Origin of the sequence: Legionella sp. PATHC035 (genome assembly GCF_026191115.1) — a bacterium.
Lineage (GTDB): Bacteria > Pseudomonadota > Gammaproteobacteria > Legionellales > Legionellaceae > Legionella.
The window spans coordinates 216719-230833 of sequence record NZ_JAPHOT010000001.1 but is presented as its reverse complement, the minus strand read 5'-3'; the positions used below and the strand labels follow the sequence as shown (position 1 = coordinate 230833).

Below are 14115 nucleotides of genomic sequence, written 5' to 3'. Positions count from 1 at the left end.
GTATAAGCAAAGAAAAAAGTAGATTCAATCCTCCGAGTAATGCAACTCGGAGGAAATGATATCTGAGGGTTTCGCTTAAGGTACAGGATTCATGGGAGAGTTTTGTTTGACTGGTTGTGTCGAGTTGGTTAATGGCCATATTTGGGGCAAAGCCATGAGGCCTAATTTACTCAATAATCCCTCTGATTTAACTTGTTCGTCACTTGGAGTTGCATGTTGTTCGGGATGAATGCTCGCATCAACACGTCGATCAAGTCCTTGCAAGCGTAGCAGCTGCTTTTCTTGAAGCTCCAATAATTTATTGAAACGCTCTGTACTAGCTTTTAATTCCGATTTAACCATAGAAAGCTCAGATTCGGCTTTATTCATGCGTTCAGCTACTTGATCAAAATTAGCCGCTTTATCAGTTAAAAAATTATTGAGTTTTTCTTGAAAAGCTTGTCGTTGACTGGAGTCGCTGATTGCTGCAGAGGACAATACTTTCACTGTTCCTTCCAAGGAGGTGGCAATTTTTTTTGCTTTTTCCAGTTCAGCCCCCATAGATTGCCTTACCTCTGATAATTCCGAAGTTTTCTGGGATAAGAGCAATAGACATTTTGAATGCTCATCTCGAGCTTTTAAAAGCTCTTTCTCATTGGATTGAAATTGGTCATTCTGTTTTTGAAGATCTTGCTTTAAGGCGGAGTTTGTCTCTTCAAGTTTTTCCTTTGTTTTACGGAGTAATTTTTCTGTTTCAACATAAACCTCTACCTGAGCACTCAAAGTCTCAACTTCCTCATTCAAACGGGTAATATTTTGGGCGAGTTTCTCATTCTCCGCCTTAAATTTATCAATTTCTGCGGCAAGTTTTTTACGAATGGAATCTAATGCGCCAATGGTTAATTCAAGAATTTCTGCAACACCAAAAATTCCTTCTTTCAATTTTTGAGTTATATTTTTGGTATGGTAATGATGGTCATCGAGCACAATACCACTTGTGGTGTAAGCTAAAGCACTGACGCCACTAATTGTGACCAGAAAGCCGATATGTGCTGCCGCTCCGATGATGAGAGTTGGACCTGATAGAGCAACCCCACCGAGAATTCTTTGCCACAAAGGCAACTCACCCCATAAAGCGGCCGCACGAGATATAAGACTTGGATTAGCTTGTAAGGTGTCAACGATTACGCCTAGGCTTTTTTTGACTTGTGCCAGGTGCTCTTGGGTTAGAGCAATGCTTTGTAGACTATCTAAATCAGCTGGAGGAGATTTTGGATCTAATAATACTTGTTTTGCTGCATCAGAAAAACTCATCTGTGCCAAAGCTTTTTCAATAATTACTTTATTTGCATTAGAAAGATTATTATCTCTTTTAATAAATGTATCAAGTTCTTGTTCGTTAGTAGACATACACCACACTCCCTGTGTTTAAGAATCTCCCTGTAAATTCTATTTTTAACCACAAAAACCTAAATAAGCAAGTAAAAATTTGATATTTTGGAGTTATTTAAAACAATATGCAGTAATTGACTCGCTGGCGCTGATTTGGGCAAAAATCAACACGATTTCTGGAGTTTGATCGGCTTCATCTGTTTCGCTGTATAAAAAGTTTTATCAGATGCAGCAGCTATTTTTAATATGGTTCGCCCAATGATTTGGTCTATTATTTTAGGTAATAATTGAAGAAAATACTTAGAGCAGTTAGGATAACGTCATGATTGCTGTAATCACCCTGAATACACAGAAAATCGTTGATATCTGGATGTAGAGGCCCATTTAAGGAGGCAGAGTGGAAGTGTCTTTAGAATTATCTTCACCGAGTATAAAAACGGAAATGCATTTTTTACTGATTAATTGCCATTTTGATTGGAAGGACATTGTTGTTAAAGCACTAGAGGCTATGGACTCCAACTATTTGCATCAATTATTGGATGATGAACAATGGTTGCCCGGTAAAAAACGGTTATTTGCAGCTTTTAGTTTGCCGCTCGCTAAGACTCAATATATTTTATTAGGTGAGTCTCCTTATCCACGCCAAGATTCAGCGAATGGCTATGCCTTCTGGGATAATTCGGTTGGGAGTTTATGGAGTATGAATGGGTTAAGTAAAGCGGTTAATCGGGCCACTTCTTTGCGTAACTTGATTAAAATGCTACTTGTAGCGCGCGGAGATTTAGATTCCAATACCTCACAAGCTCATATTGCCCTATTGGATAAACACTTTTTGGTACAAACAGCACAGGAATTGTTTGAAGGAATGATGAAGAAGGGTATTTTGTTACTCAATGCTTCTTTAGTCTATAGCGAGGGTAGGGTTCCTTATCATGCACGGCAATGGAAACCTTTCATTCAAAGCCTGTTTAGTCAATTGGCCTTAATTAAGCCCTCCATCCAACTGATTTTGTTAGGTAAAATTGCAGAAACTGCGGCTCAAAGTCAATTACCTATAGGACTTAGCGCCGAACATCCCTATAATGTAAGTTTTATTGCCAATCAATCGGTTATCGATTTTTTTAAACCTCTGGATTTATTACAAAATGAGTCACACTGAATCAACGGTTAATCCTAAAGAAATTAATAAATTTGCTCAACATGCCAACTTATGGTGGGATACTGAGGGACCTTTGAAAACCCTGCATGACATAAATCAAACGCGGCTTGATTTTATCAAACAGCATGTTTCTTTGAGTGATCTAACTGTTTTGGATGTGGGGTGTGGTGGAGGTATTTTGTGCGAGGCCATGGCAAGGGATGGGGCTCATGTGACGGGGATTGATGCGGCATCTGAAGCAATTGTGGTCGCTCAAGAACATGCAAAAAATAATAATCTGAAGATTAATTATCTATCTACTTCTGTGGAAGAGTACGACGAACAGCGTTTTGATGTGATTACCTGTATGGAAATGTTAGAGCACGTTGAAAACCCTGAGTTGGTTTTTGAGCATTGCAAACGACTTCTCAAACCACAAGGTTTTTTATTTGTATCCACAATTAGTAGAACTATTAAGGCTTATGCGACTGCAATTATTGCTGCAGAATATCTATTCAATCTATTACCTAAACAAACACATGATTATAAAAAATTTATTAAGCCAAGTGAGTTGCTAGCCATGGCTCGACCCTGGGGTTTTAACTTGATTGATCTCAAAGGAATGGATTACAACCCTTTTTTAAGGAAAGCCTCGTTAGGATCGGACATTAGAGTGAACTATTTGATGGCTTTAAAATAAATGCCGCAACCTGAGCTAAAAAAGGCAGCCTTGGGCAAGAGATCATGAAGTCGAGATTGAAACTCGACTTCACTGTTATACGGTAATTTATGCTTCCGAGTTTTTATTCTTACTGTAGCGTTCTACATATCGTTGATGAGCATATTTAGCTTGTTCTTGGGTTACGACATCGACCTCATTACCGTAAATATCAATTCGAGCAGAGTTTTCTTTTTGACAATTTAGATAGGCTGGAGAGGCACTATAGTAGCTTAACGCTTCACGTAACGATTTTTTACTGAACGGCGGGGACTCAAGGCGCTCATAGAAATCGATGATGTCATCAAATATCCCAATTTTCAGCGGTTTAATCTGATTGCCTTTTTTAAAAAAAGCATTTGGAAAGTGTTCAATAAGCCAATCTATTACGTGTAACTTATCTTTTTTAACTGTAGTTAGCGTTTGTTTGTCCATTGTATTGCTCTAAAACGTTATCAAGATGCAGAATAAACTACCACATCTTGTGACATAATCAAGCACTTGTATACAAACTACTGATTATCCCTAGTTTTTTTTAAATGAGGAATACTCATTTTAAAAAATATATGCTCAGTTTTTTTGCTTGATTTCTTGTAAGATATTTCTCAAATGGACTGAAGATAATAGCCTTTTTTTTATGTATAAATTCTGGGCTATATAATTAAGTCATTGATTTAAAAAGAAAATCGATAAATAATTACTAGTGACTTACCCAAATCAAATCTAGAGAGAGGTGTAAATCAATCTTGAACTTCTTTTTTTCTATTGCTACATTTTAATCATGACTTGTATGGATATAAGTCAGACAAATGGAATTGTAACCATAAGGATATGGTTAATCATGGATGATAATAAGAACTGGAAGTTCTTATACGGATGACTGCGAAAAGCCAGGGGGGACCCTGGCTTTTTTATTTTATGCCACTAGATAACCTGACTTAGATAAAAATCTTTTGTCAGGAAAATAAGCAAAAATTACGGAACCATTCTTAATGGTATTGATTACAGGTTTTGCTAATGTTTGAGCGATAGCAGGGCAACCCCAAGATAACCCGGCTCGACCTGCACGCTTTATAAAATCAGGTTCTACATACCATGCACCATGTATTACCACACGTCGACTTAATGCATTATCATTAAAGCCCTTATCTAAACCTTGAAGATTCAGTGAGTATCCTTTATGACCGATGTAGGTATCTTTAGTAATATATGTACCCAAACTCGATTGTTTGCTTGAGGGAACATTCGAAAAATGACTTGCTTTATTCACACCTGAATTTTTGCCGTGTGCAACATAAGTGTTATATAGAAGACGCTCTCTATTAAGATCAAATACCCACATACGTTGCTTGTTTGAGGGTAAAGAGTAGTCAATTACTGTAAGCACAGGTTTTTTGACGGCTCCTTTTTTACTCGCATTTCTATACGCAGTTAATGCAAGCTTCAACACGTTTCTATTTAATTTCGGTGCCTTACTACTCAAATGCTGTAATTTAGTATTGATGTCTGGTTCAGATCTTGCTGCAAATGAGGGCGCACTGGATGTTATATTGCTGGTTAAAATTACGGTTGAGATTAGAGTCAATAAGGTATTCATACTTCTCCTTTCTTCTTGTAAATTGCCTTCATAGTTCTTCAGAAAAATGGTGATTATATTAACAATTCATGTAATTGTAAAATTTAACGGTCTTTCTTTGCTCATTAAGAAAAAATATGAATCAATTCAGAAGCTTACGATAGTGATCGAAAATGATATTGTATAAAAAGTTATCAATTAGAATAATTTGAAATCTATTTGTGTCTGCAAATACCGCTCAATTAGTACAAAATTAATTCTATTATTTCAAATAAAAAGCAGATATTTTGCTAAAAACCAGGTATAATTACTGCGCTTACAGCGGATCTAGACTGTATTCTACAGCAAAATAATAGTGAGTGCATTCCATTTTATATGGCACTAAATTATACTTGGCTGATACTTTTTGAACTCTATTTAACCCTGCATTGACTCAATGATCCTGAAGGGATTCCGGGGAAAAAGAGAGTAGTTATCTATTTGATTTCGGAGAATGCTATGCTGGAAAAGCAGATCATACAATTACCTGAAGGAATACGAGCTGCTATTAATCATGCCTATCGTGTTGATGAGTTATCATTGATAACAGAACTTTGTGAGAAAGCAACCTTAGGGCAACAGCAATTAATTGATATTAAAAATAGTGCGACAAAACTGGTTGAGTCAGTGCGAACCGATAGAAAAAAAAGTACGGGTATTGATTCATTTCTAACTGAATATGCATTATCCAGTGATGAAGGGATTGCTCTCATGTGTTTGGCTGAAGCATTACTACGTGTTCCTGACAGCGCTACAATTGATAATTTAATCAAAGATAAATTATCTGGCGGTGATTGGAAATCCCATATAGGTCAAAGTGATTCATTTTTTGTAAATGCAACAACATGGGCTCTAATGCTTACCGGGAAAATACTGACCCCAGAAAAGGCCCAAACCACATTATCTAAATCTTTAATGAAACTCGTTAATCGCAGTAGTGAGGCGGTAGTTAGAAAAGCCGTTGATAAAGCAATGCGTATTATGAGCAAACAATTTGTTATGGGACGAACCATAGATGAAGCATTAAACCGAGCTAAAAAGAAAGAAGCTCAAGGATATCGTTATTCTTATGACATGTTAGGTGAAGCAGCGCTTACTTCAGTTGATGCATCACGTTATTTTGAAGCGTATAAAGAAGCAATTGAAGCAATAGGTAGGCAGGCTGATAAAAATTCAAATGTTTATAAACGGGCAGGAATCTCTATAAAACTTTCTGCATTACATCCACGTTATAATGAAAGCCAACATGAGCGAGTCATGGATGAGCTGCCACCTAAACTGTTGGCTCTTGCTCGTTTGGCAAAAAATTATGATATCGCTCTAACTGTTGATGCGGAAGAATCTGAGCGTTTGGAGTTATCACTGGATGTTATGGAGCGTGTTTTTAATGACTCCAGTTTAGATGGATGGAATGGCTTTGGGTTGGCAGTCCAGTCCTATCAAAAACGAGCGTTTTATGTACTGGATTGGGTGGCCGCTCTTGCGAGAAGAAAACAACGTCGAATTATGGTGCGCTTGATTAAGGGTGCTTATTGGGATAGCGAGATTAAGAAAACACAAATGCAGGGCTTAAAAGAATACCCTGTTTTTACGCGTAAGGTTTTTACTGATGTTTCTTTTCAGGCTTGTGCTAAAAAAATATTAACCATGACGGATGCCATTTATCCGCAATTTGCGACACATAATGCCTATTCTGTTGCGATGATTTTAAATATTACTGGCGATTATCGCGATTTTGAGTTTCAGTGTTTGCATGGAATGGGCAATGAACTGTATCAACAAATCGTGCCGGCTGACTGTTATGGTATTCCTTGTCGTATTTATGCACCTGTTGGCAGTCATGAGGATTTACTTCCTTATTTGGTGCGTAGATTATTAGAAAATGGAGCAAACTCTTCATTCGTAAACCGAATCGTTGATGACAACGCGCCTATAAGTACTTTGGTTGAGGACCCTGTTGAAAAAGCCAAATCATTATTGCATAAGATGAATCAAAATATTCCCTTGCCTGATGATGTGTTTCAACCCAACAGAAAAAACTCTAAGGGTTTTGATTTGACCGATCGAACCGAGCGCGCACTTTTGCAACAAAAGATGGCACAACTCAAGTTGCAGCAATGGACTTCAGAGCCTATTATCGCAGCTAGCACCACCCTGATAGGTGAAAAGCAACGAATTGAATCCCCGCAACAAATAGAAAACGTTGTTGGAACGGTCCAAAATGCATCACTTGAGGATGTAGAACAGGCTTTAGCAAAAGCAGAGCAGACTTTTCCAGCTTGGTCCGCTATGCCTGTTAAGGAAAGAGCTGCATGTCTTAATCGTTTTGCCGACTTATTGCAGGAAAACCAGGCTGAATTGATGACTATAGCCTGTCTGGAAGCGGGTAAAACAATCAGTGACTGTATTGCTGAAGTGCGCGAAGCCATTGATTTTTGCCGCTACTATGCAACGCAAGCACAGCAAATTTTAGCAGCTCCTTTGCGTTTATCGGGGTATACAGGCGAATTAAACGAGTTGAGTTTGCATCCACGCGGCATAGTACTTTGTATTAGTCCATGGAATTTCCCTTTGGCGATTTTTACTGGGCAGATTGCTGCTGCCTTAGTAACAGGAAACTGTGCTATTGCAAAACCTGCAGAACAAACTCCATTGATTGCTGCTTATACCATTAAATTAATGCATCAAGCTGGAATTCCTATCGGCGCTGTACAATTACTCCCTGGCCCCGGTGAGACTATTGGTGCTGCATTGGTCGCTGATAAACGAATTAAAGCAGTATTATTTACAGGATCAACCGATACTGCCAATCTGATTAACCAAACTTTATCGACACGAGGTGGAGAAATCATTCCATTGATTGCTGAAACCGGTGGTCAAAATGCAATGATCGTTGATTCGTCTGCTTTACTCGAGCAAGTTGTTGTTGATGCAATTAATTCAGCGTTTGGTAGTGCTGGTCAAAGATGTTCTGCATTGAGGGTTTTATTTGTTCAGGAGGAGGTTTACCCAAGAACTATAGCGCTTTTAAAAGGCGCCATGGCGGAGTTGGTCGTAGGAGATCCTCGCTGGCTTGTTACTGATGTAGGACCTGTTATAGACAAAACAGCATTGTCCACATTAAAAAGTCATGTGGAGCTTATGAAAAAACGTTTTGAAATAGTTTACCAATGCCCATTGGATGAGTCACATGAATCAGGATATTTTATGCCACCAACGGCTATTGCTATTGATCACATCAATGCACTAGAAAGAGAAGTCTTCGGACCAGTGTTGCATGTGATTCAATTTAAGCGCAAAGACCTTGATCAAGTAATTCAACAAATTAATGCAACCGGCTATGGTTTAACTCTTGGTATCCACAGCCGTATTAATGAGACCGTTGAATACATCAGACAGAATGTTCATGCAGGGAACTGTTATGTAAACCGAAATATGATAGGGGCAGTTGTTGGTTTACAGCCTTTTGGTGGTGAGGGACTTTCAGGAACAGGTCCTAAAGCAGGTGGACCCAACTATTTAGTCCGACTTTGTCATGAGCGAACTTATACGGTCGATACCACTGCAGCGGGTGGCAATGCTAGTTTGATGTCCTTGCCTGATTAACCGATTTGCGAATAAAGGATGTTACTTTAAGAGAGGGTTTAATCTCTCTTTTAGAGTCACTCCTTTTCTTATAATGTAACATGAAGTTACAACATGTTGATTAAGGGAGTAATTGATGAACAAGCTCTTCTTTGCACCCCGCTTTATTTTATTTTCTATTTTTTTCATTTTAAATAACGCCTTGTTCGCAACGACCATAGCGTTTCCTCGTACAAATCATTTTATTTCTTATAATGATGTGGGTGAGGGGAAGCCAATCGTATTAATTCATGCATTTCCCACCGATCAACGATTATGGCAGGCGCAACAAGAGGGGCTTAAAGCGAATTTTCGCGTAATTACATTGGATCTATGGGGATTTGGCCAATCATCAAGTGTCGATGGACACGCAATTCCTATGTCAGAATATGCTGATGAGATAAAAGAATTATTAGATTACTTAAAAATTGATAGAGCGATCATTGGTGGGGAATCCATGGGTGGATACATTGCCCTGGCTTTTTTAGATAAATATCCCAATCGATTACTGGGATTAGTTCTTGCCAATACTCAGTCTGTGGCAGATAGCCTAGAAACAAAAGCGGCTCGTGAAAAAACTGCTCTTGAGGTACTTGAAAATGGAATGGATAAATTGATCGATGGATTTATGGTAAAAGCACTTTCTTCAAATGCTTCGCTGGAAATAAAAACATACCTTCATCATATTTTAAGCTTGCAAAAATCAACAGCTGCGGCATCTGCTTTGCGTGGTATGGCACTCCGTAATTCCACATCATCCCTACTCGCAACGACAGCGTTACCTATTTTAATTATTACAGGTGAAATGGATCAAGTCATTCCACCACAACAAAGTATGGATATGCATTCACTTGCCAAAAATAGTCAATTAATTATTTTACCTAATACAGGTCATTTATCCAATTTGGAGCAACCGACACAGTGGAACCAAGCCGTTATTGATTTCTTTGCGTCATGATCAATAATTGTAGCCTGCGGAAGTATGTCCTTTTCATGCTGAGAACTTATTTAACATCCTCATCCTAACCCTCTCCCGCAAGCGGGAGAGGGGATGTTTGTTTCGATTTTTTATACAGCCATGCTTTTGTGAGCAAAGAGAGTTTCTATTAATTTAGACCGTTCTTATCTCAATCCTTTTGAGAGAAAAAAATTCGTGTTATTTGAGATAGTTTTTATCTCATCTCTTATTTTAGGAAGGAGTACTTTTTGGGGTTATTTTCTGTCCCATACCTCTTTTAAGGAACATGGGATTCTATATCGATTGTTTTATTTTTTATCCCCTCTCCCTTTTGGGGAGAGGGTTAGGGTGAGGTGGGTATGCGATGCTTATCTTATTAAACCGGTGTTTATGCTCTAATGCTTTTTAGCAAGAAACCAAGGAATTAATACGAATAAAATTAACCCGCCGATTAAAAATGATTCAAATAGGTATACATTGCCAACAGGTATTTGTGTCGGAGGTACAAAACCGATAACTATTGCTGTAAGGCAACAAAGAATTCCCATGATGCATAATAACCACATGAACGCATTACCACCTGGGACAGTGTAACCACGATGCAGGTTGGGTTTGCTGTACCTTAATTTAATGGCTGCAGCAAACATAAAGACATATACTAATAAAGCCATTTGAGCACACAGATCACTTAACATCCAGTAAGCGGCATTAATTGAATCCAACAAAATAAAAGCAGTGCTTAAAATAGTAAAAATAACAGCTTGTGCAAAGAGAATAGGTGTTGGCGCGCCATATTTATTTGTATGGGCGAATTTAACAGGTAAAGAGCCGTCACGCGCTGAAACCATTAATCCTTTGGTGGGGCCAATAATCCATGCTGAAACGCCGCTGAGGCCACCTAAAATAATTAAAATAGCAATAATTGAGGTCATCCAGGGCATATGATAGGAATTAAAAAAAACTGCATAAGCATCTATAAGCCCAGATACAACACTTAAACTTTCATTAGGGACTACAACCATAATGGCTATTGAGCCCAGGGAAAGCGTAGAAATGACTAAAATAGTTGAATAAAAAAGTGCTTTTGGATAATCCCGTTGGGGATTTTTTACTTCTTCAGCATGAACGGCGGACATCTCCATACCAAGTAGACCAAATAAAACCACGGCAAATAATGATAAATTACCCAAAGAACTGAAGTCAGGTAACCATGAAGTGGGATAGCCAACAACCATAGGTTTTCCCTGGACTGCCCAAAGAATTGCCAAGAAAATAATAAAAAGCATGGGAAAGATAGTTCCTATTGTCGCGCCAATAGTGCTCACTATGCTTGATATTTTCATTCCAAAGCAATTCAGTATTGTAAACAACCAAAACAGAACAAGTACTGTGCCTAACAAGTAATACTTGTTATTTCCCAATTCGGGGGCAATTAAGTAGGATAGGGTGGCTGCGATAAAAGCAAGTATGGTTGGGTACCAAACGACATTATATATCCATTGAAGCCAAATCGTAATAAACGCTGCACGTTTGCCGAATGCTTCTCGAACCCATACGTAAATTCCTCCTGTTTCAGGATAGGTGGTGGCTAATTCAGCTGCCACTAAAGAGACAGGAATAAAAAAGGCAAATGCGGCAACAACATAATACGAGACTAATGTAAGGCCGAGTTTGGCACTAATAGGCAAAGTACGTAAGCTATCCACAGCAATGACGTTAATCATTACCAAAGAAAAAACGCTTAGAACCTTTTTAGGGTGATTCATGATTAATCCTTAACAAATGCGGTCTAACCATACCGCCAATAACTTTGTATGCCAGTGCTATTGTCATTTATGAAATTTAAATAAAAAAATAGGATTGGATTTTAACTCAAACAATTGATGAGCATATCGAAATAATTTGCTAATGCAGCAGTTGGGCCAAAGACCCAACTGAGAATAGATCATGATCATATCAAGCACACAGATTTCTGAGAACGTATTGCAGAATACCACCATTTTTATAATATTCTAATTCGTCCGCAGTATCGATGCGGCATAGTGCCTTAATCTGTTCGACTTGACCATTGGTTCGTTCAATGGTAACTGGAACCATAGAGCCAGGTTTTAAAGAATCGGATACATCAATACTAATGCGCTCATCTCCCTTTAACTCCAATGTCTTACGCGTCATCCCATCACAAAACTGTAATGGTAAAACCCCCATGCCAATTAAATTGGAACGGTGAATGCGTTCAAAACTTTCAGTAATTACTGCTTTGACGCCAAGTAAATTGGTTCCTTTTGCCGCCCAATCTCTTGAAGATCCGGTACCATATTCTTTACCTGCAATGACCACAAGATCATGATGATCGGTTTGATACAGCATTGCGGCATCATAAATGGGCATTACCTCACCCGAAGGAATATAACGTGTGATACCGCCTTCTTGGCCTGGAGTCATTTCATTACGGATACGGATATTAGCAAAAGTGCCTCGCATCATCACTTCGTGGTTCCCACGACGAGAGCCATAAGAGTTAAATTCTTTTTCATCAACTCCTTTGGATTTTAAATAAAGGCCTGCTGGAGAGTTCGCCTTAATAGAACCTGCTGGAGAAATGTGATCCGTGGTAATCGAGTCACCAAATAAAGCAAGAATATACGCTTGTTTAATCGGCTTAATCGGCTCAGGCTTTATTTTTAAGTTATCAAAAAACGGTGGATGCTGAATGTAGGTTGAATGAGCGTCCCATTCATAAGTTTTTCCACTGCCTGTTTTAATCGCTTGCCAATGTTCATCACCAAGGAAGACTTCTGCATATTCTTTGCGGAACATTCCACCTGTGACTTTAGATACCTCAGCTGCAATTTCGGCGTTAGAAGGCCAAATATCCTTCAAATATACATCATTGCCCTTATTGTCTTTACCTATGGGATCTTTGCTTAAATCAATGGTCGTGGTGCCGCAAAGCGCATAAGCAACTACTAGCGGAGGTGAAGCCAACCAGTTTGCTCTAACTTGAGGATGTACACGTCCTTCAAAATTACGGTTTCCTGATAAAACAGCCGAAACAACGAGATCATTATCACTAACGCTGTGAGAAATTGCATCAGGTAGTGGGCCAGAATTACCAATACAGGTAGTACAACCGTAACCTACCAGATTAAACCCTAATTGATCCAAATAAGATTGTAATCCGGCTTGCTTGAGATAATCAGTAACTACTTTTGAACCAGGGGCTAAAGAAGATTTTACCCAAGGTTTGCGTTGTAACCCTTTTTCAATTGCTTTCTTGGCCACTAATCCTGCAGCCATAAGGACGCTCGGATTCGATGTGTTCGTACAACTGGTTATCGCAGCAATAACGACATGGCCGTGTTTCATTTTAAAATCATGATTTTTAACTGCAAACGAAGAATCTTTTTCTTGTTCTTTTCCTGCTTCTTTGAGGAAGGTATTAAACTCAGTTGGTAAAGTGCTTAGAGTGACTTTATCTTGAGGGCGTTTAGGACCCGCTAATGAGGGTACGATAGTACTTAAATCAAGTTCTAAAGTGTCAGTGAATATCGGATCTTCACTATCTTTCTCATACCACATTCCTTGCGCTTTAGCATAAGCTTGGACCAAGGCAACGGTGTGTTTATCACGTCCAGTTAGTTCAAGATAGCGTATTGTTTCTTTGTCGACAGGGAAAAATCCACAGGTAGCCCCATATTCAGGTGCCATATTAGAGATTGTGGCGCGATCAGCAAGCGGTAAATCGCTCAAACCGGGGCCATAAAATTCAACAAATTTACCTACAACGCCTTTTTTCCTAAGCATCTGGGTTACAGTAAGTACCAGGTCAGTTGCGGTAATGCCTTCTTTCATCTTGCCATGCAATTTGAAGCCAATTACTTCAGGAATCAACATGGAGACAGGCTGACCCAACATCGCTGCTTCTGCCTCAATACCACCAACTCCCCATCCCAGCACGCCTAGACCGTTAATCATGGTTGTATGAGAGTCTGTACCAACCAAAGTATCTGGATAGGCATATAAAGTACCGTTATCGCTACTGCTCCATACCGTTTTTCCCAAGTACTCCAGATTAACTTGGTGACAAATACCTGTTCCAGGGGGTACGACTTGAAAATTATCAAAAGCTTTTTGACCCCAGCGTAAAAATTCATAGCGTTCGTTATTTCGCTTCATCTCAATTTCAGTATTCACTGTCAACGCATCGGTGCTGCCAAATTTGTCAACCATTACTGAGTGATCAATCACTAAATCAACAGGTGATAAAGGAGAGATTTTATCAGGGTTTCCACCCATTTGAGCGATGGCATTGCGCATAGCTGCCAAATCAACTACCGCGGGAACTCCTGTGAAATCCTGCATCAATACACGCGCAGGTCTAAAGGCAATTTCGTGCTGGGAAGTTTTGTTGTTTAGCCAGTCTGCGATCGCTTTAATATCTTTGGTAGTTACTGTGTTATCGTCCTCAAAACGTAATAGATTTTCAAGAAGGACTTTAAGTGAATAGGGAAGTCGACTTATTCCCTTGAAGTGCTTTTGTTCGACTTCTTTAAGGCTGTAATAATGATATGTTTTTCCATCTACATGTAATTGAGATTTTGTTGATAAGCTGTCACGACCTACTTTCATTTAAGGAGCTCCTGAAATCAAAAACTGAATGATAGCTCAATTTTAAGAAAATTCCATGA

General features: G+C 38.9%; 9 protein-coding genes. 4 read left to right on the top strand and 5 right to left on the bottom strand.

Going from position 1 to position 14115, the window contains the following annotated elements; translation table 11 throughout:
* Positions 1 to 75: 75 nt before the first annotated feature.
* The gene (locus OQJ13_RS01010) at positions 76 to 1389 is read right to left on the bottom strand and encodes a LegC2/C7 family Dot/Icm T4SS effector (protein WP_265708546.1); all 1314 of its coding nucleotides are present in this window, start codon (positions 1387 to 1389) and stop codon (positions 76 to 78) included.
* 424 nt (positions 1390 to 1813) lie between these two features.
* On the opposite strand from OQJ13_RS01010, the gene OQJ13_RS01005 reads away from it, so the two are divergent.
* Positions 1814 to 2530, top strand: a complete 717-nt coding sequence (locus OQJ13_RS01005) for a uracil-DNA glycosylase family protein (RefSeq protein ID WP_265711862.1) — start codon at positions 1814 to 1816, stop codon at positions 2528 to 2530.
* The gene (gene ubiG, locus OQJ13_RS01000) at positions 2517 to 3209 is read left to right on the top strand and encodes a bifunctional 2-polyprenyl-6-hydroxyphenol methylase/3-demethylubiquinol 3-O-methyltransferase UbiG (RefSeq protein WP_265708545.1); all 693 of its coding nucleotides are present in this window, start codon (positions 2517 to 2519) and stop codon (positions 3207 to 3209) included. Before OQJ13_RS01005 ends, ubiG begins: the two co-directional genes overlap by 14 nt.
* Before the next feature lie 87 nt (positions 3210 to 3296).
* Here the strand turns inward: ubiG and OQJ13_RS00995 are convergent, their stop codons facing one another.
* Both OQJ13_RS00995 and OQJ13_RS00990 read right to left on the bottom strand, forming a co-directional pair.
* Positions 3297 to 3662, bottom strand: a complete 366-nt coding sequence (locus OQJ13_RS00995) for a ProQ/FinO family protein (protein WP_265708543.1) — start codon at positions 3660 to 3662, stop codon at positions 3297 to 3299.
* Between the two features lie 481 nt (positions 3663 to 4143).
* Complete coding sequence (locus tag OQJ13_RS00990; RefSeq protein WP_265708541.1) at positions 4144 to 4824, bottom strand: murein L,D-transpeptidase catalytic domain family protein; 681 nt, start codon at positions 4822 to 4824, stop codon at positions 4144 to 4146.
* A 477-nt stretch (positions 4825 to 5301) separates the two neighbouring features.
* Here OQJ13_RS00990 and putA point away from each other — a divergent pair, with 477 nt between their 5' ends.
* Positions 5302 to 8448: a bifunctional proline dehydrogenase/L-glutamate gamma-semialdehyde dehydrogenase PutA gene (gene putA, locus OQJ13_RS00985; RefSeq protein ID WP_265708538.1), complete on the top strand. Its 3147-nt coding sequence runs from the start codon at positions 5302 to 5304 to the stop codon at positions 8446 to 8448.
* Between the two features lie 115 nt (positions 8449 to 8563).
* Entirely contained in the window at positions 8564 to 9424 is an 861-nt protein-coding gene (locus OQJ13_RS00980; RefSeq protein WP_265708537.1) for an alpha/beta fold hydrolase, read from the top strand.
* Positions 9425 to 9819: 395 nt separating this feature from the next.
* Here the strand turns inward: OQJ13_RS00980 and OQJ13_RS00975 are convergent, their stop codons facing one another.
* Both OQJ13_RS00975 and acnA read right to left on the bottom strand, forming a co-directional pair.
* Complete coding sequence (locus OQJ13_RS00975; RefSeq protein WP_265708535.1) at positions 9820 to 11190, bottom strand: APC family permease; 1371 nt, start codon at positions 11188 to 11190, stop codon at positions 9820 to 9822.
* A gap of 190 nt (positions 11191 to 11380) precedes the next feature.
* The gene (gene acnA, locus OQJ13_RS00970; protein WP_265708533.1) at positions 11381 to 14056 is read right to left on the bottom strand and encodes an aconitate hydratase AcnA; all 2676 of its coding nucleotides are present in this window, start codon (positions 14054 to 14056) and stop codon (positions 11381 to 11383) included.
* Positions 14057 to 14115 lie beyond the last annotated feature (59 nt).